The organism is Oleisolibacter albus (assembly GCF_003336875.1).
In the GTDB taxonomy this organism is placed as follows: domain Bacteria; phylum Pseudomonadota; class Alphaproteobacteria; order Azospirillales; family Azospirillaceae; genus Niveispirillum; species Niveispirillum album.
Window position 1 is genome coordinate 48,150 of the sequence record NZ_QGNJ01000006.1, and the last position, 26,226, is coordinate 74,375.

Genomic DNA, 26,226 nt, shown 5'->3' on the forward strand with positions numbered 1-26,226 from the left:
TTCATCGACAAAATCATTCTCCGGCGATATCATTCATAATCTATCTATTCTATCGATGTGAGTGTGCGGATCACACGGGGGCCACCTGTCGCTGCACCCGCGCAGGGGATGGGGTCGCCATGACGCTGTCGCGCCGTCTGATGCTCCTGGTCCTGGCATCGCTGCTGCCGGCAGCTGTGGTGGAACTGCATAATGCTGCCAGTCTGCGGGCCGGCGGGCGCAGCCAGTTGGAGCAGCGGGCGCAGGGCGGCCTGATGCAGGTGGAGCAGAACCAGGCGCGGCTGGTGGAGGGGGTGCGGAGCATCCTGGCCACGCTGCGCCAGGCCCGGGCCGTACTGGAACCGGACGATGCCGCCTGTCAGGCTTTGATGGATCGGCTGCGCGGCGAGTATCCGGCGCATCTCGAGGTCTATGTCAGCGATCAGGACGGGCGGATTCGTTGTGCCACGGACAGGCGGGCCTTGGGTGTCGGTGTTGCCGACCGTGCCGTGGTGCGGGCCGTTCGGGACGGGGCAAGCTTCACCGTGGGCGCCGCCATCGTCTCCCGGGCCACGGGGCGGCCGGTCCTGCCATTCTCCTCCGCCACCGGAGCAGACGGGGTAGGGGGCGCCATCATCGCCACGGTGGATGTGGGCTGGCTGGCCGGGACCTTGACCCAGGGGCTGCTGGCAGCGGACATCACCATCCTGGTGGCGGACCGCGATGGCGCCGTTCTGGCGCGGGCGGCATCGGGCGGCATGGGGGCGGAAGGCGCGCTTCCCAGCGCCTATGCCTCCCTGTTCACGGCGACCGAAAGGGGGGTGCGTCCGGTCCGGACGGCAGAGGGGCGGTCGCTGCTGACCGCGTTCGCGCCGCCGGGACCGGACAGCCTCTTCGTGGCCGTGGGTATCGACCGTGACATGGCGTTGGGGTCGATCGACCGCGCCCTGGCCGAATTCGGGGCCGCCCTCAGCCTGTCACTGCTGGCGGCGGTTCTTGGGTCGCTCTGGCTCAGCCGCCGCTATGTCCAGCAGCCGGTGCAGCGCCTGGCTGATATCGCCCAGCGCTGGAGCACCGGCGATCTCTCCGTGCGGGCCGCCGTCGATACTGTGGATCTGGCCCCTCTGGTTCATGATCTCAACGGCATGGCCGAGGCCCTGGCGCAACAGCGCCATGATCTGCGCAACGCCCAGAGCCGTTACCGCGCCATCTTCGAAACCGCGGTCGACGCCATGGTGGTCATCGACGAGGCCGTCACGGTCGTTTCCTGCAACCCGGCGGCTGAGAAGACCTTCGGCTATACGGCGACGGAGATGCTGGGCCGCAACGTCTCCATGCTGATGCCGGAGCGGGAACGGGTCCGGCATAACGGCTACCTGACCAGTTATTACCGGACCGGCGTGCCGAAGATCATCGGCATCGGGCGCGGCGTCGAGGGGCGCCGCCGCGACGGTTCGGTGTTTCCGCTCGACCTGTCCATTGCGGAGTGGCGGGACACGGCGGGACGCCGCTTCTTCACCGGGATCATGCGCGACACCACGGCGCGCCGGCAGGCCGAAGCCGATCTGGAGGCGCGGGCGGCGCGTCTGCGGCTGCTGGCGGAACTGGCTGGCGATCTGCTGGGGACGGGTGATCCGGACAAGGCGCTGCGGCAGCTGATCCTGTCGGCCCCGCCCGGTCTGGGCCTGGACGTGGTCATCGTGCATGAGTTGGCGGAGGGCCTGCTACGCCTGAGCCATGCCTATGGGCTGGAAGGGCAGGCGGAGGACCTGGACCGGCTCGCCATCGATACGCCGCCCTTCGGCCTTGTGGCCGCGGGGGGGCACCCGGTGATCCTCGCCGCGTCGGGCGATCCCGCCGCCGCCGGCCGTGCGGCCTGCCGCGTCCTGGGCTTCCGTGCCTTCGCCGGCTTTCCCCTGATGGCGGCCGACGGGACCCTGCTGGCCGTGCTGTCCTTCGCCTCGTTCAGCCGCGACGGCTTCGCCCCGGCCGACCTGGATCTTCTGGCCACAGTGGCCCATGACGTGGCCGCCGTCCGCGACCGGCTGCGCGTGGCCCGTATCCTGGCGGAAAGCGAGGCCTTCGCCGCCAGCGTCATCGAGAACAGCCCCGACCGGATCGAGGTCCTGGACCTCGACGGCCGGCTGGTGAGCGTCAACAGCCACAGCCGTCGGGCCCTGGGGCTGATGGATGCGGACAGGTTGAGCGGCGTCAATTGGATCGGGGCATGGCCTGCGGAGTCACGGCCGGATATCGAAGGGGCTCTGGCCGCCGCCCGCGCCGGGGCCACCGGCCGCTTCGCTGCCACCGGGTCCGGGCCGGCGGAAAACCCGGTCAGCTGGGATGTGGCGGTCGCCCCCATCCCCGGACCCGACGGCAGGCCCCGGCTGCTGCTGGCCACGGCCCGCGACGTGACCGTGCGCATGACGCAGGAGCGCGACCTGCGCGCCCGCGAGGCCACCTTGTCCGCCGTGCTGGATGCCCTGCCGGTGGGGGTCATCATCGCCGATGCCCAGGGACGCATCCTCCGCGACAATGCCGCCAACCGCGCTATCTGGGGGGTGCCGCCGGAAACCAGGGACTGGTCTGGCTATGCCGACTGGGAAGCCTACTGGCCGGGAACGGGCAAGCGCATCCAGGCCCATGAATGGGCCATGGCGCGTGCGCTGCTGCGGGGCGAGGTGGTCCAGGACGAGCTGGTGGAATACCAGCCTTTCAGCGGCGGCCCGCGCCGGCTCTATCTCAACAATGCGGCGCCGGTGCGTGACGAGACCGGCGCCATCGTCGGCGGCGTGGTGGCGGAACTGGACGTGACCGAGCGCTATGCCACCGAACAGGCGCTGCGCGAAGCCTCCGAACGGCTGGACCTGGCGCTGGAGGCCGGGGCCATCCTGGGCACCTGGATCTGGGACCTGCGGGCCGACCGCTTCACGGCGGACGAACGCTTCGCCCGTGTCTTCGATCTGGATGCCCGCGCCTGTCATGACGGCGTCGCCATCGCCGATGTGCTGCCGTCGGTGCATCCGGAGGATCTGCCGGGGCTGGTCCGCGCCATCGATGCCGTGGTCCGCCGCGGCGGCGCCTATGCCCATCAGTACCGGGTGCGCCAGCAGGGTGACGGCTACCGCTGGATCGAGGCCAACGGCCGGGTGGAGATGGACGCCGACGGGGTTCCCCTGCGCTTTCCCGGCGTTCTGCTGGACATTGCCGAGCGCAAACGCGCCGAGGAGAAGCAGCGTCTGCTGGCGCGCGAGGTGGACCACCGGGCCAAGAACGCCCTGGCCGTGGTCGCCACCGTGGTGCGAGCGACCCGGGCCGAGGATCAGGCGGCCTTTGTCGAAGCGGTGGAGGGCCGCATCTCCGCCCTGGCGCGGGCGCACCGGCTGCTGGCCAATGCCGGCTGGACCGGCGCCGATCTGGCCTCCCTGGTTGCCGATGAGCTGGACCCGTTCACCGGCGCCGACCGGGAGCGGACCCGGATCGAGGGACCGCCGGTGATGCTGGCGCCCGATGCCGTCCAGCCCATGGCCATGATCCTGCACGAACTGGCCACCAACGCCGCCAAATATGGCGCCCTGTCGCGGCCGACGGGCTGGCTGGTCCTGTCCTGGCGCCGCGATGACCGCCAGGGGCTGGATATACGCTGGCATGAGGAAGGGGGGCCGCCGCTGGACGGACCGCCGACACGGCGCGGCTTCGGGTCGGAGATGCTGGCCGCCGCCGCCGGCCAGCTGGGGGGGCCGGCCCACTTCGTCTGGGACCCTGCCGGCCTGCGTTGCCTGTTGACCGTGGCGCGGGAAAATCTGGTCCTGGCCTGAGCGCGGCGGCTCAGGCCGATGGTGCGCACCATAGCATCGCGCCGGGTTTGGCGGTCCATGCCGGTCAGCCACGCCGCGCTGGGGCGGTTTACAGGTGCAAGGCGCAGCTGCGATGCTACCGCCGATCAGAGAACTGTCCGGTCACAGGGGATCAACTCCCTGTGTCGCGACCCACCAGAGGTGGCCAGCCGGATCACGAAACCCACCTCTCAGATCATCGCCTGCGGCTTTTTGCACGGGTGGCTGGACCGACTCAGCGCCCGAAGCAAGGGCTCGATCATAGATCGCCTGGGCGTCGGCAACGTAAACATGAATATGAACTTCTGCAGACAGATACGCCGTCGCGCCACCTCCGATCATCACGATGCTGTCGTCGATACGAATCTCGGCATGCATCAGAGAGCCGTCCGGCCGATCGAAGCGACGAAGCAGCGACGCGTCGAATACAGCCATCATGAAATCGATGACCCGTTCGGGCTCATGACATATGAGATACGGACTGATCGAGGGGTAAGCAGAAGGTTTCCAGTCGCTCATACCCGCTCCATTCCAAGAGTGCAGGAAAAACCGCTGCCGGTCCGAGCAAAATCAATGGGTTGGGCCTATGGGGGTGCGGTTTTTGATCTGGACTCCCGGATCCTTTCCGATCTGTCCTCCGCCTCATGGCTCCTTCCATCTGCGATGACAATCTAGGCGAAAGTCTGTCGGGGACCTATTGCTCATTCCAAGTGACTGGCCGACTGCCTTCACGCTCAGCCGATGTGGCCGCAGCAGAGTCGTGAAGCGCCTGGTGTCATTTGTCGTTTTCCGCGCCCTCGACGACATTCCGCAGGTCGACCAGGCGGACGCTGCGAGAGATCGCCGGCGGTTGCCTTGAGGACATGGCTGGCAGGGCATCGTCTGGGTCACGCCCCCCGTTCGTCACAGCGGGATCATCTCGCCGCCGCGGTCGCTGGCGCGGCGATAGGCGGGGCGGGCGCGCAGTGCCTGTATCAGGGCGGCGATGCGGGGATAGCGGCCGGCCATGCCGGAGCGGGCCAGGAAGACCTCCAGCGGAAAACTCATCTGGATGTCGGCTGCCGAGAAGGCGGCGCCGGCGAACCAGGGGGTCCGGTCCAGTTCCGCCTCCCAGAAATCCGCATGCAGGCACAGCTGCGGATCGACGAACTGGCGCAGGGTTGCCTGGGCTATGCCGCGGGCAATGGGGCGGATGGGGAAGGGCACCCGTGACGGCAATGTGGTGAAAAGCAGTTTCAGCAGCAGCGGCGGCATGGCCGACCCCTCGGCATAATGCAGCCAGTAGCGGTAGCGCAGCCGTTCCGCCGTGTCGGGCGCCGGGACCAGCCGGCCGTTGCCGTAGCGCTCGATCACATAGTCGATGATGGCCCCGGATTCGGCGACAACCCGCTCCCCGTCGGTCAGCACCGGGGCCTTGCCCAGCGGATGCACCTGCCGCAGCGCCGCCGGCGCCAACATGGTGTGCGGGTCCCGCTGATGCTGCACGAACTCGTAGGGCAGATCCAGCTCCTCCAGCAGCCAAAGGATGCGGTGCGAGCGGGAATTGTTGAGATGGTGGACGGTGATCATGCCGGGAATCCGTGACGTGAGGGCTGCTGCACCCCTGCGGTCGACCCGCGCGGGACGATTTGCCGCTTTCCGCGCTGGGGGCTGATGTTTACACTGTCAGCATGATCAGCGATGATAACAATGTCAACATCAATGCGCGCCTTCGCCAATCCTATCACCACGGCGATCTGCGGACGGCTCTGATCGACGCGGGCCTGTCGCTGCTGGCGTCGGGACCTGCGGACGCATTGTCCCTGCGTGGGATGGCGCGTGCAGCCGGTGTCAGCGCCACGGCGGTTTACCGCCATTTCCCCGACAAGGCGGCGCTGCTGGCGGCCCTGGCCGCGGAAGGCCTTGTCCGGCTGGGCGAGGCGCAACGGCAGGCCGCTGAGGCGGCCGGTGGCGGCCTGGCCGGCTTCATTGCCACGGGTCGGGCCTATGTCCGCTTCGCCCTGGCCAATCCCGCCCTGTTCCGTCTGGCGGTTGCCGCGCCGGGCGATGCCGCGGCGCCGGACACCGAACCCGGCGCCCTGCTGCGGGCCAATGCGGCCGCCCATCTCGGCCTGCCGCCGGATCACCCCGATGTGTCGGTTCTGGCTCTGCGGGTGTGGTCGCGCGCCCATGGGCTGGCCATGCTGATGCTGGATGGTCAGATCCCGGCCAGCGATGCGATCATCGACCAGGTAATCGGATGACGTCGCATGGCCCGGTCTGTGAAGAAGGCGGTGTTCCCTGTCCGCGGGTTCCGGGTGCGGCGGGACAGGTCCCACGGGTGCCTCCGGCCAACCAGAGACAGGGAGTATGAGGCGCAATGACCGGCACGATGACGAAGACGGACGCCCTGGCCCTGGGCCGGTTGGACGCCCACGCCCAGGCGGCGCTGCTGCGGACCGGGGCGCTGTCGCCGGCCGAACTGGTGGAGGCGGCCATCCTGCGCATCGAGGCGCTGGACCCACAGCTGAACGCCGTCAGCTGGCGGGCCTTCGAGATGGCACGGGGCCAGGCCGTGGGGCCGCTGCCGGCGCGTCCGCTGGCCGGCGTGCCCTGTCTGCTGAAGGATTCCCTGGATTATCCCGGCATGCCCAGCCGCGGCGGGTCGGCCAGCCGGTCGCTGGCGCCGGTGCAGCGCGCCTTCCCCTATGTGCGGCGGCTGGAGGCGGAGGGGCTGATCCCCCTGGGCAAGAGCGCGATGCCGGAGTTCGGCCTGCTGGGCGTGACCGAGCCGGTCATCGCGGCCCCCACGCGCAATCCCTGGTCGCCCGCCCATTCCCCCGGCGGTTCCAGCGGCGGGGCAGGGGCGGCGCTGGCCGCCGGTCTGGTGCCACTGGCCCATGGCAGCGACGGCGCCGGCTCCATCCGCATTCCGGCGTCCTGCTGCGGTCTGGTTGGGCTGAAGCCGGGGCGGGGGGCCACGGTGCGGGTGCGCGCCCGCCATGTCATCGAGGATCTGCTGGTGGGCGACGGGCTGATGGCGCGCAGCGTGCGCGACGTGGCCTGGGGCTTCGCCATCGCCCATCCCGACCGGCCGCCGCCGGTCACCGGCCCCGACCGCCGGCGCCTGCGTATCGCTCTGGTGCTGCCGACCCTGGCCGGCATCCCGCCCCATCCTGATCTGGTGGAGGCGGTGGAGCACACCGCCACGCTGTGCCGCGCCCTGGGACACAGCGTGGTGGAGCGGGACTGGCCCGTGGACGGACCGGCCGTGGATGCGGCGGAGCGCACCCTGTGGTGCCATATCGGGGCCGATTGCGTGGATGCGGTGCGGGCGGCGGGTGCCGACCCGGATCAGGTGCTGGAGCCCTGGACCAACGCCCTGGGCCGCTTTGCCGAGGCGCTGCCGCCAGCGGCGCTGGAGCGCGCCTATGACCAGATCGGCACACTGCCCCGGCAGCTGGCCGCCTTCTACCGCGACGTCGATGTGCTGCTGACGCCGACCCTGGCCGGCCCGCCGCCGGTGCTGGGCTTCATGGCACCGGATGTGCCGGGTGAACTGCTGATGGAGCGGATGTTCGGCTGGCTGGGCTATACCCCGCTGCAGAATGTCTCCGGCACGCCGGCCATCACCCTGCCGCTGCACTGGAATGCCGACGGCCTGCCCATCGGAGTCATGCTGGCCGGCGACCGCGGGGCGGAGGAGACCCTGCTGCGGCTGGCCTTCGAGCTGGAGGCGGCCCAGCCCTGGGCCGGGCGCTGGCCGCCCGTCTCCGTCGCCGTCTGACGCCGGTTTCCGTCCCCGGACGGAAGGGCAGTGTCAGCCCGGCAGGCCCAGGATGGCGCGGCAGGCCGCGGGCGGGGGCGGCGGCTCCACCGGACGGGGCGGGGTCGCCGGCGGCTTCGGCGGCTCGAACCAGCTCATCAGCTCGGCATCGCAGCCTTCGCCCGCTGGCACCGGGTCCTGGCGCACGCAGTCTGCCGCGTCGCGCGGGCAGTCCAGCCGCACATGGAAATGGGCGGCATGGCCGAACCAGGGGCGGATCTTGTGCAGCCAGCGCCGGTCGCCGTTCACCTGTTCGCACAGGGCCAGCTTGATGGCGGGATTGACGAAGATGCGGGCCACCCGCGTGTCGGTGGCGGCCAGTTTCAGCAGGGCGATCTGGGCCGGGCCGAAGCGGCGCGGATCGACCCGCCGTGTCGTGCTGTCGACCATGCTGGGAAAGTCGTCCCGTTCCCGCGCGGCGGCGGGCAGGCGCGGTTGCGACAGGTCGAACCACAGATCCACATCGAGGCCGGTCTGATGGCTGGCATGCATGCCGGGCAGGCGACCGCCGCGGGCGCCGGCCAGATCGCCCACCAGCAGCAGGCCCAGCCTTTCCGTCGCCACCTGGGCCGCCAGCACCTGGACATAGGCCACCAGCTCGGGATGGCCGAAGGTGCGGTGGCGCGACAGGTTCACCGCCTGATAGCCGGGGCCGTCGGGCGGCAGCGGGGCCGCGCCGCCGATGCAGCCATTGGCATAGCTGCCGATGGGATGCGGCGGCCCGCCCGAGGGCAGCAGATCCGCTGCCCCCGCGGCCGCGGCGCCCGTCGTCGTCAGCAGGGGCAGGCTTGCGGCCAGGACCAGGGCCGGAAACAGGTGGCGGACGGACATGCGGCTTTCCCTTCCGGCCCGATGCCGGGTGCCCGCAGTCTCCGTCGGACGGGCCGGGCGATCAAGCCCCGGCGATCCTGATCCTTGCTGGGGTGCCGCGGGCGGGCCGGGATCAGAATCCGACCCAGAGGGCCAGCAGCCCGCCCAGCTCGTTGCCGTCGTTGCGGCCGCCGACGGCCTTGTTGGCGCCGATCTGCACTGAGACGGTGGGGGTGAGCTGCTGCACCGCCGAGAGCTGGAGCTTATAGCGGCGGGTCTGGTCATAGCCGTTGCCGGCATGGCCCAGGGTGACGGTGTTGAAGGATTGCAGCAGCAGCATGAGGTCGGCCTGCGGCCGGAGCCCGAGGGTCAGGTCGAGATTGGCCTCGTTGGCCGGTGCGCCGGTACGCTGGCGCCAGGCCAGCTGCCCGTCGAAGAAACCGGGAAGCCCGGCCAGAGTCAGGTTGCGGCCGTACAGGACCCGCATTTCGGCATCGGCATGGCCGGAGCCGAGCGCCGGACTGTCATCGCTGTCATAGAACAGCGGCAGGCGCAGCATGGGCTGGAACGACAGCACCGAATCCGTGCCGCGCCAGACCGCCCGGGTGAAGCCCAGTTCCGTATCGGTCAGGCCAGTGGTGCGGTCGGTGCCGCCGCCGCTGCGATCGGCCGACAGACGTTGCAGCGTCGGCTTCAGGAACAGGCTGGTTTCGGCGTCCAGGCCCCAGGTCAGCAGGGGCGACAGCTCCCATTTGCGGAACTCCAGCCCGCGGCCGCTGTCCCGCCCGTCGAAGCCGGCGTCGGAGCGGGAGGCGCCGAGGGTCAGGATCATCTGCCCCGTGCCTTCGGCCAGGGGCCAGGCTCCGGCGCAGACCGGGCCGGCCGCCAGGGGGGACAGGGTCAGCAGCAGAGCCAGCAGCGGGGGGCGGAGGAACAGGTTCATCATCTCACCAGCGGGGCCGGGCAAAGGAAGGGGCAGAGGAGGTGGCGACGGAAGGACGGGGTCATGGGCGGGATGGCCGGTCGGGCAGCCGCCACAGGCGCCAGGGACCGATGGCGGCCACCAGTGTGGCGCCCGGCGGACCATCCCGCCAGACGCCGGCCAGGGCGCGTCCGATGCGGTCGCGCAGGCCACGGGGCGTGTCGGGGTCCTGGACCGCGACATAGCGGCTGGACAGGGCGCCGGCCAGCAGGTCGGCCTTCAGCCGGTCGGTGCTGGTCAGCAGCAACCCCTCGGCCGTGCCGCGGGCCGGCACGACCAGTCCGGACACGGTGGCGTCGATGGCGACATCCTGGTAGCCGCGCAGCAGCTTGCCGAAGGCGTTGTCCTGGGCGGCGGCGCTCTCGGCCACCACCGACCCGCGCATGGCCGCCTGCCAGGCAGCACCGGCCGGGGCGGCGGCATAGTCCTGCGCCGTCCAGCCGCCGCGCAGTCCCAGGGTCAGCAGCAGCAGCAGCACCGAGGCCGGGAGGCGGGCCGGCCGTGCCGCGGCGGCGCCCATGGCCAGCACCGGCAGCAGATAGGGCAGCATCTGGCCGGGATGGTCGAGATAGCGGCTGACGCTGGCGATAAGGATGGCGGCCAGCACCGAGGCGGCCAACAGCAGCACGGTCCAGCGGGCATGGCGGTCATGGATGCGGGCAACGGCCACCGGCAGCAGCGGGACGCTGCCCAGCAGCATCAGCCCCACCGCGGCCAGACCCGCCGGCCGGTCATGGCTCCATAGCATCAACCAGGGGTAGCGGCCCAGATCGGCCGCGGCTCCGCGGATGGCGGCATCGACGCTGGCGGCGAAGGCCAGGGCCGAGCCGCCGAAGATCCAGTTGGTGTAGAGATAGCCGCCCAGCGTGAACAAGACCGGGAACAGCAGCACCAGCAGCACGCCCAGCACCGAGCGCACCATCAGCGACGGCGGCGCCAGGGCCACCAGGGCGGGCAGCAGCGCCAGCACCAGATAGGCCCCGGACGGGGCGCTGAACAGCATCAGCGCCAGGGCGGACCCGACCAGGGCCATGGCGTTGACGTCGCCTGCCCGCCGCACCCGGATCAAAGCCGGGATCATCAGGGTCAGTGCCAGCAGCGCCAGCGGGGTGCCGTCGCCGGCGGCAATCGCCTGCTGCAGGGCGGGGTGGGCCAGCAGCAGCAGGGCGGCCAGGCCGGAGACGGCGCGGCCATAGCCGCCACTGGCGATCTGGCCGGCCCAGGCCGCGGCCAGCCCGGCCCCGGCCAGTACATTGACCAGGACCGGCAGCGGCACGCCGCCGGTCCCAGGCAGCAGGCCCAGCAGCAGATCGGCCATCAGCGGCAGCGGCGGGAAGGTGATGGCGAACAGGTCGCGGAAAGCACTGGCGTCGGAGGCGGCCAGCAATGCCGTGCGCCACCGGTCGGCGGCGGTGTCGGTGACATAGCCGGCCTGCAGCACCCATTGCACCTGTCCGGCACAGAGCAGCAGTCCCAGGGCGAACCAGAGCCAGCCCAGCGGCAGCAGGTCGCGGCGATGACGGCCGGTCGTGGCGGGGGCAGCGGGAGGGACCGACGACGGGCGGCCGGCGAGATCCAGCGCCGTCATTGGTTCATGCTGGCCATCGCCTTGGCCACCTCCTGCTTGGTGACGGCGGAGAGGCCGTGCTGGGTCTTTTCCCAGTAGAAGGGATTGCGGACCAGCTGCCACAGGGCCTTGTAGGCGGCCACCGACATCAGGGCCCAGTAGCCCGCCACGGTCAGGCCCCAGGGGGCCAGGCTCATCCAGCCGCGCTTCACCGGCGCGATGATGGAGAGGTAGGTGAACAGCCCGTTGCCGGCCAGCAGGTTGAACAGCGACAGATAAAGCAGGGCCGTGGGGAACAGCGGATCGAGGAAGGTCCCGCCCACCAGCAGCCAGAAGGCATAGAAGGACCAGAAGATCGGGTTCAACACGCCCGACAGCATGGTGCCGCCGACAAAGAACTGAAACCCCCAGAAGCCGCCGGGACCGACCGAGCGGTACAGGTTCAGCGGGTGGCGCATATGCACGAGATAGGTCTGCATATAGCCCTTGATCCAGCGCGAGCGCTGGCGGACCCAGTTGGGGATGGAGACATTGGCCTCCTCGAATGTGGTCGAGTTGCAGACGGCGACCCGGTAGCCCTTCTGGGTCATGCGCACGCCGAGATCGGCATCCTCCGTCACGTTGAACGGATCCCAGGACCGCAGCTTCTTCAGCACATCCATGCGGAAATGGTTCGAGGTGCCGCCCAGCGGAATGGGAATACGCAGCTGCTCCAGCCCTGGCAGCATGTAATCGAACCAGAGAGAGTAATCGAGGGTGAACATCCGCGTCAGCCAATTCTCATTGGCATTGAAGTAGTTCAGCCGGCACTGCACGCAGGCGACCTGGTCTCCGGCCTTCTCGAAGGCGATAACCACCTTTTTCAACTGATCCGGCTCGGGCTGATCCTCGGCATCGAAGATGACGAGATAATCGCCGCGGGCAAAGTTCAGGGCGTAGTTGCAGGCCTTGGGCTTGGTCTGCGGTTTTGACGCCGGCACGCGGATGATCTCGAACGTGCCCTCCAGGCCCAGGGACTTGGCGGCGTCGATGGTCTCGCGGTCGCCGGCCTCCAGCACCAGCTTGATATCCAGCTTGGCCATGGGATAGTCGAGCCGGCGCAGCGCCGCCGCCAGGATCGGCAGCACCTCCGGTTCCTTGTACATGGGCACCAGCACGGTGAAGACTGGCAGATCCTCGTCGCGCAGGGCCTTGACCTCGGCGTCCGTGACCTTGCGGTCCACCAGCCGGGCATTGGCGCCAAACCAGACCAGCACCGTCTTCAGCAGAAAATTGCCGAGATAGAACACCGCCATGACCACGTTCAGCGTGACCAGCGTACCGATGGGCGCGAAGGCCAGGCCGCCCAGCAGCAGCGACAGACAGCAATAGAGGAACAGGCCCTGCTGCGGCGTCACCACCTGACGGGCCGAATTCTCGGGGTCCATCTCGGCCAAGCCGTAGACGGCCTCGTGGCTGTACTCCTTCTCGAAGGTGCGCTGGAGGCTCCAGAGGATGTCGAACTTCGAGGTGACAACCAGCTGTGCGTCGGGACCATAGGCGGTCTCCGCGAAGGCCAGGGCTGCCGGGCCGGGGTCGGCGGTGGCGACGACGATGCGCCCATCCTGCCGCCGCCAGGGCAGCAGCAGCAGGCGGGCATACTCCTCCCGATGTTCCACCCGGGCCAGGGTGGGGTCGGGCCGGTCCCGCATCAGATCGACGAAATCCAGACCGAAGCGGCCGGCCAGGGTGCGATAGAAGTCGAACGGCCGCACCATGCCCTGGGACAGCACGATGTCACCGAAGCGCACCTGCCATTTGCGCTGCAATGCCAGGGCCTTGTCCAACTGGTCCGGACGCAGCAGGCCGCGGGCTACCAGCAGTTCGCCGATGGGCAGTTCGCCGATGGGCAGTTCGCCGATGGGCAGATCCTCGCCGGCCCGGGTGCCGCCGGACAGGCCGGCGGCAGGTTGGCTGTCCCCCAATGCGGGTGCCAATGCCGGGGCTGGCGGTGCAGGCGGGGCGGGAACCAGGGACATGTCGGTCATGGCGCGCGCCGGATCAGGACTTGCCGCGGGCGCGGTACCAGCGGGCCAAGGCCCCGGCCGCCAGTGCCGTCAGCGCCAGCCAGACCACGGCAATGACCAGGACACGGAAGCGGTCCAGCCAGTCGGCCCATGGGCTGTTGTCGCCCACCTCCACCCGCACGGCACGTTCGCGCGCGGTGTCCACGGCCATCAGCAGACCGCCGGCATCGGCGAAGGCCACGGTGCCGCGGTCCAGCGCCAGCGGCTTCGATGGCAGCACCGGGGCGGATTGACCGCCGGCCGTCTGCAGCACCAGGCCGGCATGGCCGCCGGCCTGGGCCAGCTGTGCCACCAGCAGGCCGGGCGTACCGGACACGTCCAGCAGCAGGCGGCCCTGGCGGTCCACCACTTTGACGGCACCGGCGTCCAGCGCCACCGGCAGCGTCAGGCCGGCCGGGAGCCGGGCGCCGGGCAGCAGCAGGAAGGGACCGTCGGGCACCTTGCCCTCATCCACCGCCACCCGCAGCCGGTCGCCATCGGCCACCAGTCCGGGCAGGATGCGCTGGGCCAGGGTCAGCGAGGCGACCGGGTCGGCCAGCGCCGCCGGCGGCACCACCACCGTCACCCCGTCGGCGAAGGCGGACCCCAGGGCGAAGAAATCGGCCGGGGCCGCCCCGTCATCGGCCAGGACCACGCTGCTGCCGGGCAGCAGCTGTGCCGGGGAGGCCAGGGGCGCGTCCTTGCAATTGCCCGCCGTCGGCTGGCGTTGCAGCACCACCCGGATGGAGTTGCTGCGGCCCAGCAGCCCGTCGGGCAGCGGCACCGTCAGCTGCCGTGCCGCACTGCTGTCCAGCGTGACACTGCGCAGCAGCAGGTCGTTGACGAAGACATGGGCCAGCTGCGGCTGATCGGTCAGGGCGGCGCCCGGTGCCAGATCCAGCCGCAGGGCGGTGGGACGCTTGCCCCGCGGCAGCTGGGCATAGTCGAAGCGCAGCGCCCACTCGCCGCGGTCGACCACCTCCTGCACACCGGTGCCCAGCCCCAGGCGGGAGAAAGGGATCTCGTCGGGGGTGGCGGGGCCGGGGGGCAGACTGGCCCGCGCCGTCGCCGTCGGACCACCGGCCAGCGGCGACCAGGGGCCGGTGAGATAACGGGCGGTCATGATGTCGGCGGAGTCGGTCAGGGCGACGACCGGATCCGTGCCGATGCGCAGCAGCCGGGCGCTGCCGCTCGCCTCCGCCACGGCGAAGGTGGCCAGGGCGGATGCGGGCGCCACGACGATCTCGGCCGGTGCCGCCGCCATGCCGGGCGTAAGGTCGGCGAGGCGGGTGAAGGCCACCTGGTGCCCCTGCCGGGTCAGTCCGGCGGCCAGGGCCAGGGCGGCCTCATACTGGGCCCGGTTCAGCGGCGTGGTCGCAAGGCCGATGCGCACCCGCCGCGGCAGCACGGCCATGGCCGTCCGCAGGCTGCTGACGTCGGCGGGATCGTAGCTGTAGCGCAGCTGCGTGTCCGGACGCAGGGTGACGAAGCCGCCGGGCAGGCGCTGGTCGGCGCAGCGGTCGTCGGTCCAGGCGGCGCCATAATCCAGGCTGAGCTTGATGAAGTCGCCGCCATCGCTCCGCCGGGTCAGGTCGAAGGCCAGCGGGACCGCCCCGGCCCCGAGCACACCGCTCCAGCGCGGGACGTCATCGATGCCGATGCGGGCCGCGGCACGGATGGGCGCCGGAATCTGCGTCTCCAGTCCCCCCTCCAGCCGGAAGCGGCGGATGCCGACACCGGCCGGGAGGGGGAAATAGATGTCGCGCCGGCCGGAAAAGCCGGTGAAGCTGAGACCGTCGGGAAAGCCGATCTCCGCCAGGGTGACCTGACGATCGACCAGATGCGGTGTCGCGGCTGCCACTGCCGTGGCCGCCGGCGGGGCCGGTTGGGCGGCAGCGGCAGGCCCGGCAGCGGCAGGCAGAGCGGCCGGGAGGGCGGCGGCCAGCAGGGCGGCCTGGAGCAGGGTCTTCATCAACGGAGTCCTGTTTGGCGGAGCGACGGCGTATAAGCGGGCAGACGCTGGCGGGGATGGCAGGAGAGCGACGGGGAGTGGTGATGAGGGGAATCGGATGCCGGAGCATCGGACGCCGGGTGGTGCTGGGCCTGCCGCTGGGCCTGTGGCCAGCGCTGGTCCGTCCGGCGGCGGCAGGGCAGGAGGCGTCCGGACCCGGCGGCCCCGTCCCGGCGGTCCGGTCCGGCTGGCGCGGGGTCAACCTGGTCCGCACACCGCAGGCGCCGCTGGGCGGTGAGGCCTGCGGCCGCTCGCTGGCCCGGCTGAAGGCGCTGGGGGCGGATAGCCTGGCGCTGGTCTATTTCTTCTGGCAGGAGCGGCCGGACAGCGCCGCCGTCGGTCTGGGCAGTGACTATACGCTGGAGGAATTGCGGGCCGGCATCCGTCAGGCCCGGGCTCTGGGCTTCCGGGTGCTGCTGAAGCCCCATGTCTGGGTGCCGGGCACCTGGGCCGGCGCCATCGCCCCGACGCGGGAGGCCGATTGGCAGTCCTGGTTCGCCGGCTATGGCGCCGGGCTGGAGATTCTGGCTGCCCTGGCCGCAGGGGAGGGCGCCGAGGCCTTCGCCCTGGGGACGGAACTGCGCGGCACCAGCGCACGGCCCGAATGGACGGACCTGATCCGCCGCGTCCGCGCCCGTTTCTCCGGGACGCTGACCTATGTCGCCCATTGGGACGGCGAGGTCGAGCGCGTGCCGTTCTGGCCGCTGCTGGATGTGGCGGCGGTCAGCCTTTATCCGCCCTTGGGGCAGACGGCGGACGAACTGCCCGTCGCGGTCGGCCGTTGGGCCGACCGGCTGGTGGACTGGCGCCGGGCCGTGGGCAGGCCGCTGTGGGTGGGTGAACTCGGGCTGCGCTCGGCCCTGGGTGCCCAGGTCCGACCCTGGGAAAGTGCGGAGGAACGCGAGGCTGCCCCCGATCCGACCGGGCAGGCGGCGGTGCTGGCGGCATGGCTGGCCGCCCTGGGCCAGCGGGGGTTCGGCGATGTGCTGGTCTGGCGCTGGTTCAGCGATCCGGCCCTGGGCGGCGCCGCGGACACGGATTTCACCGTGCAGGGCAAGCCGGCGGAAGCGGTGCTGCGCTGCGCCTTCGGTGGCGGCTGCGATCCGCACGGCGCGGTGCGCTGAAACCCGGCCGGGGACCGGACCAGTTCCCGAGGACAGACAAGCGGGGACATGGGCCGCCCGGCGGTGCCCGGTCGCATGCAACCGGGCACCATGGGCGGCGCGGATCCGGCATCCGGCGCACATGCTCCACATCTCATCTGTCCTGACCGAGATCAACTTACCTTGAAAGATAGAGGGCTTAATGGATTAAAACTCATTTAATTCTGCATAGGCTTCATGCTGTCAAAGGGATGCGTTTGTATTCGGTTGTATTGGTTTTCATCGAAGCTTCGCCCTGTGGTGGTGCGCAGAATAAACAGGTTAACATTCCGGTGCCTTCGTAAACGCTGCCGGACCTGTGGGGCAGTCTCATCCGGTGTGGCGCTACGAACGCCCGATCCGGCGAATGGCCGCTTGCAATCCGGTGCCGGCGGGGCCATGTCGGGCAGGGTCGTCGGTGGACGGACCAAACTGCCCGTCGCCGATGCCGCCCGGTTGTCCCTGCCCGTCGATCCCGATCATTCCGCCGATGCCGCCGTCCGTCTCCATCGATGATCCTGCCCGCCCGGCCGAGGCTGCCACGCCGCGGGCCGCCGCCATGCGCCAGCGGCTGATGCAGGCAGGGGCGGAGCTGTTGGGCGAGGTGGGCGTGGAGCGCATCTCCACCAACATGGTGGCGGCGCGGGCCGGCGTGTCGCCGCCCATCTTCTACAGGCACTTCAAGCACAAGTACGATCTGCTGGCCGCGCTGGGCGAGGCGCTGATGGAACGGCAGAATCTCATCCTGCATGACTGGCTGGAGGGCGCCGAGAGCTTCGAAGCGTTGATGGCGGGTCATTACCGCTTCCTGCTGGCCTCCATCGAGGTGACGGCGGCCATGTCCAACGCCGTCTGGATCATGCGGGCCCTGCGGGCCGTGCCGGCCCTGGCGGTCGTGCGGCTGGCCTCCCACGAGGAGGGCACCGGGCGCATCACCGCCGTGATGCGCCGGCTGCTGCCGGAGGCTGATCCCGCCGAACTGCGCCTGCGCGCCCGCATCGCCGTCGAGGCCGGCTACAGCGTCATCGAAATGGCACTGGAGGACCCGGGTCATGATGCGCCGGCCCTGTGCCGCAGCCTGACCGACATCTGGTCCGGCGGCCTGTTGCAGGGAGTGCGTTCCCATCCGTGACCGGCCCGCGCCGGCCGGAGCCTCGATGCAAACGCATAACGATTCAGTGGGTGCATGATCGAAAGGGTCTTGCGCGGCGTCTGGTGCTTAGTTATCACTAACTGCGATGTTAGTTATCGCTAACGCACCTCTATTTCCACTCATCGTTTCCACTTGGGTTGCCTGCCGATGCCGCTGTTGCCACGGCTGTCGGGTGCATGGCTGCGCCCGTTGGCCCTGCCCGTTCTCGCCTGTCTCGCCCTTTGTGCCTGCGGTCCGGCCGAGGCCCCCAGGCCGACCCCGGAGGTCATCGCCGCGGTGCGTCCGGCCGACGCCCGGCTGGCGGAGATCTACGCCACCGCCTGTCATGCCTGCCACACCACGCCGGACAGCGGCGCCCCCCTGACCGCTGTGCCGGCCCAGTGGCGCGACCGTCTGGCCAAGGGCATGCCGGCGGTCCTGACCAATGTGGTGCAGGGGTTGAACGGCATGCCGGCCGGCGGCCAGTGCTTCGCCTGCACCCCGGCCGACTATGAGGCCCTGATCCGCTTCATGAGCAGTCCCCCGTCCGCCTCGCCGTAAAGCGGCCCAACGCGCCTGTTTCCCGCCCCGTTTCCCGCCCCGCGTCCCAAGGAGACCACGACCGTCATGCTGTCCCGGCGTTCCCTGTTCCTGCTGATGGGTGGTGCGGCGGCCCTGGCCGGCGCCGGTTACGGCGCGTCCCGCGTGGGCGAGCAGCCGGAGCCGCCGCTGCCGCCGGGCCAGGATAGGCAGGGGCGCCTGCTCTGGCGCAACTGGTCGGGCCTCCAGACTGCCTATCCCGCCACCCGTGCCGCCCCGGCGGATGAGGGCGAACTGGCCGACATCCTGCGCCGGGCCGAGGGGCCGGTGCGGGCCGTGGGCTCCGGCCATTCCTTCATGCCGCTGGTGCCGACGCCGGGAACGCTGGTGACCCTGGACCGCATGAGCGGTCTGGCCGGGCATGATCCGGCCACCGGCACCGCCACCGTCCGCGCCGGTACGCGGCTGGTGGAGCTGGGCACGGCCCTGGCCGGCATCGGGCAGGAGATGGCCAACCTGCCCGACATCAACAAGCAGTCCCTGGGCGGGGCCCTGGCCACCGCCACCCATGGCACCGGCGCCGCCCTGCCGGCCCTGCACGGCAATGTCACCGCCCTGCGTCTGGTGACCGCCGCCGGCGAGGTGCTGGATTGCGATGCCAGCCGCAATCCCGAATTGTTCGCCGCGGCCAAGGTGGGGCTGGGGGTGTTCGGCATCGTCACCCAGGCCACGCTGCGCAACGGACCGCTGCGGCGGGTGGAGCGCAATGTCTGGCTGCAGCCGCTGGAGCAGACCCTCGCCGAATGGCCGGCCTTGCGGGCGGCCCACCGCAATGTGGAATTCTATTATCTGCCCTTCACCGACATGACGGCCGTCATCACCCATGACGAGACCGATGCCCCGGCCACGCCACGCCCGCCGGCCCAGGACAACGAGGCGCTGCTGGATCTGAAGCGGCTGCGCGACTGGCTGGGCTGGTCGCCTGCCCTGCGCCGCCGCATGGCCAAGCTGGCCCTGTCGGGCCTGGAACCGGAGAAGGTGGTGGGGGAGAGCTGGCAACTGCTGTCCAACGAGCGCCCGGTGCGCTTCAACGAGATGGAATACCATCTGCCGCTGGAGGCACAGCCCCAGGCCCTGCGCGAGGTGGTGGCCGTCATCGAGACCAACCGTCCCGACGTGTTCTTCCCCATCGAGGCGCGCGTCATCGCGCCCGATGAAGCCTGGCTGTCGCCGTTCCAGGGACGCATGACCGGATCCATCGCCGTCCATGCCTATTACAAGGACAATTACGCCTTCCTGGCGGCGCTGGTGGAACCGATCCTGCGCCGACATGGCGGCCGGCCGCACTGGGGCAAGCTGAACAGCCTAGGCACAGCCGATTTCGCCGCTCTTTACCCCCGCTTTGCCGAGGCCAGCGCCCTGCGCCGGTCGCTGGATCCCGAGGGCCGGCTGCTGAACGACTATCTGCGCGGGATCTTCGCCCATGGCTGAGGATCGGCCGGTCCATGACGCCTATTTTACCACCCTGGCGGCGGCGCTGGACCGGGCCGGGCTGGCGGAGCCGGTGCTGGTACTGGACCTGCCGCGCCTGGATGCCAATGCCGATGCGGTGGCCGGCATTCTGGCCGGCGGGCCGGCCGTGCGGCTGGTGGTGAAGTCGCTGCCCTGCGCCCCGTTGCTGCAACGACTGGCGCAGCGGCTGGACACACGCCGCTACATGGTGTTCAGCCGGGCCATGCTGCTGGACATGGCGGCGGTGGATGCCGGAGCCGACCTGCTGCTGGGCAAGCCGTTGCCCGTGGCGGCGGCGGCGGCCTATTACGATGCCGTCGGGGCGGAGGCGCCGTCGCCGCACTGGCTGGTGGATACGCCGGAGCGCCTGGACCAATACGCCGTGCTGGCCCGCACCTGCGGGCTGCGGCTGCGGGTGTCTATCGAGATCGATGTGGGGCTGGGGCGCGGCGGTGTCGGCGATCCCGCTGTCTTGGCCGCCATGCTGGACCGGCTGCCGCCAGAGATCACGGTTACCGGACTGATGGGGTACGACCCGCATCTGGCCAAGCTGCCGGAAGCGCTGGGGCTGCGCCGCCGCGCCCTGGCCGACAGCCGGGCGCGCTATGCCGTCCTGGCCTCGGTGCTGAAGGCACGGCTGCCGCCGGAGCGCTTTGCCGCCCTGACCCTGAACACGGCGGGCAGCCCGACCTATGCCCTGCATGCGCCCTGCGGGGGCGGCGGACTGAGTACCCGGGCCGTGGCCAACGAGGTGGCCATCGGCTCGGCCTTCGTGAAGCCCGCCGATTTCGATCTCGATACGCTGGTCCGCCACCGGCCCGCCTGTTTCATCGCCACGCCGGTTCTGAAGGTTCAGGACCCGGCCGGGCTGCCGGGTCTGCCCGGGCTGGCGCCGCTGCTGGCGCGGCTGCGTCCGTCCACGGCGCGGGCCTGCTTCATCCATGGCGGCAACTGGCTGGCCGATCCGGTGTCGCCGCCGGCGCTGCGGCCAAGCCGCCTCTATGGCCGCTCCAGCAACCAGGAGCGCTGGGCCGGGCCGCGGCCGCGCCGCGGGGAGCGGGCCGTGCGGCCCGACGACTGGATCTTCCTGCGCCCGCGGCAGAGCGAGGCGCTTTTTTTGCAGTTCGGTTCCCTGGCCGTGTTCGACGGCCGGGCGATCAGTGGGCGTTGGCCGGTATTCCCGTCCTCCGCCTGAACGGGCGCCGGCGGGACGGCGCACAACAAGAACAGGGCGCAAAGCCCTGCCGGCCCGCCAAGCGGGTCCGGGCTGAACAGGGGGTATGGCAATGACGAAGAGGACCGTGGGTGCCTATGGCTTGAAGTCTGTGCTGATGTGCGGGGTCATGCTGGCGGCCGTGCCGGCCGGTGCGCAGGAGGCCCTGGAGGAGATCATCGTCACCGCCCAGAAACGGGCGCAGAACCTGCAGGAGGTGCCGGTCAGCGTCACCGCCCTGTCGGGCGAGACGTTGCTGAACGCCGGGGTCCAGGACGTCATGGATCTGGGCAAGCTGGCGCCCGGCCTGCAGATCACCGCCACCGACGCCGCTGCCAATCCCAAGATCTTCATCCGCGGCGTCGGCCTCAGCGATTTCAACGCCAATGCCTCCGGCGCCGTCGGTATCTATGTGGACGGGGCCTATGTGGCGTCGCCGCTGGCGCAGATGGGACAGTTCTTCGACGTGGCCCAGGTGGAGGTGCTGCGCGGGCCGCAGGGCACCCTCTATGGCCGCAACACCACAGGCGGCGCCATCAACATCACCACGCGCCGGCCCGACTTCACGCCGTCGATCGAGGGGCGGGCGGAATATGGGCGCTATGACGCCCTGACCCTGGATGCCGCCGTGGGCGGCGGCGTGGTGGAGGACCGATTGGCGCTGCGTCTGGCAGGCACGTTCCAGCGTGACGACGGGCCGACGCTGAACCGGGTCAGCGGCGACCATGTCAACGCCACTGACCGCTGGGCCCTGCGTGGCAGCGCCCTGTTTACACCTGGTGAGACGGTGGAGGTGCTGCTGCAGCTGCGCGGCGGACGCAGCACCGGCGATGCCATCCACACCCAGGCGCGGGCCCTGCAGCCGGCCGTCCCCGAGGCGGCGGGACCGGACGGGCTGTGCCGGCCGGAGCTGACGGCGTCCGGCCTGTGCACCGATGCGCTGGGCTATGCCGATACCGACGGCGATCCCTATGCTGGTGATTACAATCTCGAGGGCAAGGACAAGATCGATCTGGCCGGGGCGACGCTGAACCTGCGCTGGTCCGGCGATGCACTGACGCTTTATTCCATCACCGCCTTCGACTACGCCAAGCGCGACGACGAGGAGGATACCGACGCCAGCCCCAATAGCCTGCTGCACACCTGGTACGAGGCGACCCAGCGCGATTTCTCCCAGGAGTTCCGTGGCGAGGCGGAGTTCGGTGCGGTCAAGGCCGTGGCCGGTGTCTATTACCTGCACGATTACCTCGACACCGACAGCGGCTTCGACGTGCTGCGCGATCTGCGGCCGCTGTTCATCACGCCGGACAATCCGACCGGCCTATCGATCGAGAACAATGTCGCCCTGGTCGGCTATCCCTACCGTCAGACCACCGACAGCTATGCCGCCTTCGGACAGGCGGACTGGCAGGCCACCGACCGGCTGACGCTGACCGCCGGCCTGCGCTATTCCCACGACAAGAAGGATTTCCGCTACCGCAGCACGCTGGAGCGGGAGATCGAGCTGTTCGCGCTGGAGGACGACAAACCCTTCGGCAGCCTGTCCGGCCGTCTGGGGGCGCAGGTCGCGCTGACCGACACGGCCATGGCCTATGCCAGCTATAATCGCGGCTACAAGAGCGGCGGCTTCTTCGGCGGCTATACCCGTGACCCGGCCGACCTCGCCCCCTACGAGGACGAGGTGGTCGATGCCTATGAGATCGGCACCAAGACGGAATGGCTGGACGGCCGGCTGCGGCTGAACCTGTCGGGCTTCTATTACGATTACCAGGACCTGCAGGTATTCCAGCTGGTGGAACGGGCCGGCCTGCCGGTGCAGACCTTCGACAATGCCGCCAGCGCCCGCATCAAGGGCCTGGACTTCGAGCTGATGACGGTGCCGCTGAGCGGTCTGGAGCTGGGGCTGAGCGGCGAGTATCTGGACGCCACCTACCGCGATTACCGGTCGCAGGGGCAGGATCTGGAGGGCAACCGGCTGCCGTCGTCGCCGCGCTGGTCGCTGACCGGCAGCGCCCGCTACAGCTACCCCATCGACGGGTTCGGCGCGGTGGAGCTGGCCGCCAATGTCTCCTACCGCTCCAAGGTCTATTTCGACAGCAACAATGTCGATCGGCTGAGCCAGGGCAGCCTGTGGCTGGCCGACCTGACGCTGGGCTGGAGTTCCAGTGATGGCAGCCTTGGGGCCGGGCTGATGGTCAACAACCTGTTCGACAAGGATTACGTGGTCGACATCAACCCGCTGGAGAGCTTCGGGCTGGATGCGGTGGTGCCCGGCCGGCCGTGCCGGCTGAGCGGCTATGTGCGCTGGCAGTTCTGACGGGGAGATGACGAGGATGCCCGAATCCCTGGACCCGCCGCCGGAGACGGCGCTGGACTTCGCCTTCGCCCGGCTGAAGGCGGCGGCTGCCGCCGATCCCGATCCCGATGCCGGGCGGCGGCGCGGCTGGCTGGCCGCGCTGGATCGGCAGCTGGTGCGGCGGCAGGCCGAGATCGTGGCCGCTATCGACGCCGATTTCGGTGGCCGGCTGGCCCACGAGACGCTGTTCGCCGAGCTGTATGTCACGGTGGCGGCGCTGCGCCATGCCCGCCGGCATCTGGGACGCTGGATGAAGCGCAGGCGGCGGCCGGTGCCGCTGACGCTGCAGCCGGGCCGGGCCTGGGTCGAGCCGCAGCCGCTGGGCGTGGTCGGCGTCATCGCCCCCTGGAACTATCCGTTGCAGCTGGCCCTGTGCCCGTTGGCGGGCATCCTGGCAGCCGGCAACCGGGTGCTGCTGAAACCGTCGGAGCTGACGCCGCGGACCACGGCGCTGGTGGCGGAGATCCTGGCGGCTTCCCTGCCGGCGGATGTGGCGGCGGTGGTGTCGGGCGGGCCGGAACTGGGCGCCCGTTTCGCCGCCCTGCCGTTCGATCATCTGCTGTTCACCGGCTCCACCCGCGTCGGCCGCATGGTCATGCAGGCGGCGGCGGCCAACCTGACCCCGGTGACGCTGGAGCTGGGCGGCAAGTCGCCGGCCCTGCTGCTGCCCGATGCCGATGTGGCGGCGGCGGCGGCCGACATCGCCTATGGCAAATTCACCAATGCCGGCCAGACCTGTGTGGCGCCGGACTATGTGCTGCTGCCGCGGCCGGCGCTGGAACCGTTCCTGGCGGCGCTGCGGACGGCAGTGGCGACCCACTTCCCGGTCAGCGACGGTGCTTCCGCCATGACCGTGCTGTTCGGCGACAGGGCGCGGGAGCGGGCGGCGGCGCTGTTGCGGGATGCGACGCAGGCGGGGGCGCGGGTGGAGATGCTGGCCCCGCCGCCGCCGGGGCAGGCGCTGGCCCCGGCGGCCATCGTCGATCCGCCGGCGGGCTGCGGGCTGCTGCGGGAGGAGATCTTCGCGCCGCTGCTGCCGGTGCTGACCTATGACGGGCCGGATGAGGCGCTGGCGCGTATCCGCGCCGGAGACCGCCCCCTGGCGCTGTACCTGTTCGGCCGCGACCGGACCGCCATCGACCGGGTGCTGCGCACCACGGCGGCCGGCGGCGTGTCGGTCAACGACACGCTGATCCATGTGGCGGTGGAGGATCTGCCCTTCGGCGGCATAGGTCCAAGCGGCATCGGCCGCTATCACGGCCGCGACGGGTTCGACAGCTTCAGCCATCTGAAGGCGGTGTTCCAGCGGGGCCGGCCCCGCACCGACCGGCTGATCCGCCCGCCGCTGAACGGCCTGCACCGGCGCCTGCTGCGCCTTCTGTTGGGGGGCTGATGCCCATGACCGGTTCCGTTCCTCTCAGTCCCCCCGGTGTCGCGCAAGGTGCGGCCGGGCCGGACGCCCCGGTGGGGCATCTGCGGGCGCTGGCCTTCGGCACCGGTTCGGTGGCGGCGGCGACCTTCAATGTCACGCCGCAGCTCTGGCTGCTGTTCTTTCTGACCGAGACGCTGTCGGTGCCGGCGGCCTGGGCCGGGCTGGCCGTGCTGGTGCCCAAGGCCTGGGAATTCCTGTTCGATCCTGCCGTCGGCTGGCTGTCCGACCGTGCCCGTGCCCGCCATGGCGTGCGCTGGCCCTGGCTGCTGGCCGGCGCCGTGCTGTTTCCCGGCGCCTTCATGGCCCTGTTCGGGCCGCCGGTGTTCGCGGACTGGCGCTGGACCCTGGGCTGGGTCACCGGCGCCTTCCTGCTGGCCACCAGCGCCTATTCCATTTTCGCCATCCCCTTCGTCGCCTTGCCGGGGGAGGTGTCGCGCGATCCGGCGGTGCGCACGCGGGTGGTGGCCTGGCGCATGGCCTTCGTCGGCGTCGGCGTGCTGATGGCCGGCGGGTTGGCCCCGGTGCTGGTGGAGCAGGGCGGTGGCGGCCGGGCCGGTTTCGCCCATATGGCGGGGGTGCTGAGCGTGGTCTGCACCCTGACCATGCTGCTGGCGGCAATGGCTGCCCGCGGCTTTCCCCGCCAGGCACCGGTCCATGGCGGCAGTGGGGGCGGCAGTGGGGACGGCAGCGGTGCGCCCGGTGACCGTGCCCTGGCGCTGCTGCTGGCCAACCGCGCCTATCGCTGGCTGTGGGGGGCCTATCTGCTGCAGATGGTGGCCATCGCCGTGACCGCGGCCATGCTGCCCTATGCCGTGACCCATGTCATGGGCGCCCCGGCCGATCACGCGGCGCTGCTGTTCGTGGCCATGACCCTGGGCAGCATCTTCACCATGCCGCTGTGGACCTGGGCGCGGCGGCGGATGGGAACGCTGCCCGCCTATGGGGCGGCGACGCTGCTGTGCGTGGCCGGGTCTGTGGCGCTGTACGATGTGGTGCTGGCCAGCCTGCCGCTGGCCTGCCTGGCGGCGTTCCTGGCCGGGGTCGGGCAGGCCGGGCAGCAGCTGCTGCCTTTCGCCCTGCTGCCGGCGGTGACGGAGCGGAGCGGCGGTCCCCATGCCGATCCGCTGCGCCATGGCGGCCTGTTCGCCGGGGTCTGGGTGGCGGGGGAGAAGCTGGGACTGGCCCTGGGCGGGGCCCTGGCCGGGCTGTTGCTGGGGCTGGCCGGCTATGTGGAAGGGGGTCAGGGACAGGCGCCCGGCGTGGTGGCCTGGATCCCCGTGCTCTTCGCCCTGGTCCCGGCCGGCATCTTCCTGGTCAGCCTGCTGCCGTTGCGCCTGCTCGACCGGCTGGCGCCGGGGCTGGGGGACTGAAGGGAGGGGTATGGGGTTGCGGCGGGGCGGCGCTGCTGCCAGCATGGACCGGCCCGGGACCGGCGCGCCGACGGTGGTGAGCCGGCGCCCATGCCCCGAAGTCCGTGAGTCGAGTGCCATGCTGATCCCGAAGAAATCCCCTGCTGCCAGACCCGCCCGTGATGCGGAGGGCGTGGCCCTGCGCGCTGTGGCCTTCCTGGCGGGGGACGAGGAACTGCTGGCCCGCTTCGTCACCCTGACCGGCTGCGGCCCGGACCAGCTGCGCGCCGGCCTGTCCGATCCGGCCTTCCTGGGCGGGGTCCTGGATTTCCTGCTGGGCGACGAACCCACCGCCGCCGCTTTCGCCGCCGCCGAGGATCTGTCGCCGGAGGATCTGGCGCGGATACGGTCCAGGTTGCCGTAAGCGGGCGGAGGACGACCGTTTCATTCTGGAGCGCTGCTCGACAGGCGCTCACCGTGGAGGCGTTTGGCTCCGCGTGCCGATCCGTTCGGGG

At 70.4% G+C, this 26,226-nt stretch carries 19 protein-coding genes; 12 read left to right on the plus strand and 7 right to left on the minus strand.

Annotated features, from left to right (window positions below; all coding sequences use genetic code 11):
- Positions 1-119: 119 nt before the first annotated feature.
- A complete protein-coding gene (locus tag DK368_RS22390; RefSeq protein WP_114393808.1) occupies positions 120-3,797 on the plus strand; it encodes a PAS domain S-box protein in 3,678 nt (1,225 codons plus the stop codon).
- A gap of 141 nt (positions 3,798-3,938) precedes the next feature.
- Here DK368_RS22390 and DK368_RS09990 read toward each other — a convergent pair whose 3' ends face one another.
- Together DK368_RS09990 and DK368_RS09995 are read right to left on the minus strand one after the other, a co-directional pair.
- Complete coding sequence (locus DK368_RS09990) at positions 3,939-4,334, minus strand: VOC family protein (RefSeq protein WP_114393809.1); 396 nt, start codon at positions 4,332-4,334, stop codon at positions 3,939-3,941.
- Positions 4,335-4,718: 384 nt separating this feature from the next.
- Positions 4,719-5,384 (minus strand): glutathione S-transferase family protein, encoded by a 666-nt coding sequence (locus DK368_RS09995; RefSeq protein WP_114393810.1) that lies wholly within the window; start codon positions 5,382-5,384, stop codon positions 4,719-4,721.
- Positions 5,385-5,485: 101 nt separating this feature from the next.
- Here DK368_RS09995 and DK368_RS10000 point away from each other — a divergent pair, with 101 nt between their 5' ends.
- Both DK368_RS10000 and DK368_RS10005 read left to right on the plus strand, forming a co-directional pair.
- The gene (locus DK368_RS10000) at positions 5,486-6,058 is read left to right on the plus strand and encodes a TetR/AcrR family transcriptional regulator (RefSeq protein WP_114393811.1); all 573 of its coding nucleotides are present in this window, start codon (positions 5,486-5,488) and stop codon (positions 6,056-6,058) included.
- Positions 6,059-6,186: 128 nt separating this feature from the next.
- A complete protein-coding gene (locus DK368_RS10005) occupies positions 6,187-7,581 on the plus strand; it encodes an amidase family protein (RefSeq protein ID WP_162305962.1) in 1,395 nt (464 codons plus the stop codon).
- A gap of 33 nt (positions 7,582-7,614) precedes the next feature.
- Here DK368_RS10005 and mepA read toward each other — a convergent pair whose 3' ends face one another.
- From mepA to DK368_RS10025, 5 genes are all read right to left on the minus strand, one after another.
- A complete protein-coding gene (mepA, locus tag DK368_RS10010; protein ID WP_162305963.1) occupies positions 7,615-8,451 on the minus strand; it encodes a penicillin-insensitive murein endopeptidase in 837 nt (278 codons plus the stop codon).
- Positions 8,452-8,563: 112 nt separating this feature from the next.
- Entirely contained in the window at positions 8,564-9,373 is an 810-nt protein-coding gene (locus DK368_RS21630; protein ID WP_162305964.1) for a hypothetical protein, read from the minus strand.
- A gap of 61 nt (positions 9,374-9,434) precedes the next feature.
- Positions 9,435-11,000 (minus strand): hypothetical protein, encoded by a 1,566-nt coding sequence (locus DK368_RS10015; RefSeq protein ID WP_114393814.1) that lies wholly within the window; start codon positions 10,998-11,000, stop codon positions 9,435-9,437.
- Positions 10,997-13,006 carry a glycosyltransferase gene (locus DK368_RS10020; protein ID WP_240002426.1) on the minus strand — a complete coding sequence of 670 codons (2,010 nt, stop codon included), beginning with the start codon at positions 13,004-13,006 and terminating at the stop codon, positions 10,997-10,999. Before DK368_RS10020 ends, DK368_RS10015 begins: the two co-directional genes overlap by 4 nt.
- 13 nt (positions 13,007-13,019) lie before the next feature.
- Positions 13,020-14,996 carry a cellulose biosynthesis cyclic di-GMP-binding regulatory protein BcsB gene (locus DK368_RS10025; RefSeq protein ID WP_114393815.1) on the minus strand — a complete coding sequence of 659 codons (1,977 nt, stop codon included), beginning with the start codon at positions 14,994-14,996 and terminating at the stop codon, positions 13,020-13,022.
- Positions 14,997-15,079: 83 nt separating this feature from the next.
- Here DK368_RS10025 and DK368_RS10030 point away from each other — a divergent pair, with 83 nt between their 5' ends.
- The 9 genes from DK368_RS10030 (at position 15,080) to DK368_RS10070 (ending at position 26,135) form a co-directional block, all read left to right on the plus strand.
- A complete protein-coding gene (locus DK368_RS10030) occupies positions 15,080-16,159 on the plus strand; it encodes a glycoside hydrolase family 113 (RefSeq protein ID WP_155524538.1) in 1,080 nt (359 codons plus the stop codon).
- Positions 16,160-16,667: 508 nt separating this feature from the next.
- On the plus strand, positions 16,668-17,309 hold the full coding sequence (locus DK368_RS10035) for a TetR/AcrR family transcriptional regulator (RefSeq protein ID WP_162305965.1): 642 nt from the start codon (positions 16,668-16,670) through the stop codon (positions 17,307-17,309).
- Between the two features lie 168 nt (positions 17,310-17,477).
- Complete coding sequence (locus tag DK368_RS10040; protein WP_114393818.1) at positions 17,478-17,870, plus strand: c-type cytochrome; 393 nt, start codon at positions 17,478-17,480, stop codon at positions 17,868-17,870.
- A gap of 66 nt (positions 17,871-17,936) precedes the next feature.
- On the plus strand, positions 17,937-19,340 hold the full coding sequence (locus tag DK368_RS10045; protein ID WP_114393819.1) for a D-arabinono-1,4-lactone oxidase: 1,404 nt from the start codon (positions 17,937-17,939) through the stop codon (positions 19,338-19,340).
- Positions 19,333-20,556, plus strand: coding sequence for an alanine racemase (locus DK368_RS10050; RefSeq protein ID WP_114393820.1), 1,224 nt, complete (start codon positions 19,333-19,335; stop codon positions 20,554-20,556). The genes DK368_RS10045 and DK368_RS10050 overlap by 8 nt, the downstream gene beginning before the upstream one ends.
- Before the next feature lie 91 nt (positions 20,557-20,647).
- Positions 20,648-22,891 (plus strand): TonB-dependent receptor, encoded by a 2,244-nt coding sequence (locus DK368_RS10055; protein ID WP_205028134.1) that lies wholly within the window; start codon positions 20,648-20,650, stop codon positions 22,889-22,891.
- Positions 22,892-22,907: 16 nt separating this feature from the next.
- Positions 22,908-24,323 (plus strand): aldehyde dehydrogenase family protein, encoded by a 1,416-nt coding sequence (locus DK368_RS10060; protein WP_114393822.1) that lies wholly within the window; start codon positions 22,908-22,910, stop codon positions 24,321-24,323.
- Between the two features lie 5 nt (positions 24,324-24,328).
- Positions 24,329-25,732: an MFS transporter gene (locus DK368_RS10065; RefSeq protein ID WP_162305966.1), complete on the plus strand. Its 1,404-nt coding sequence runs from the start codon at positions 24,329-24,331 to the stop codon at positions 25,730-25,732.
- A gap of 118 nt (positions 25,733-25,850) precedes the next feature.
- Positions 25,851-26,135 (plus strand): DUF3572 domain-containing protein, encoded by a 285-nt coding sequence (locus DK368_RS10070; RefSeq protein WP_114393824.1) that lies wholly within the window; start codon positions 25,851-25,853, stop codon positions 26,133-26,135.
- The last annotated feature ends 91 nt before the right edge of the window (positions 26,136-26,226 follow it).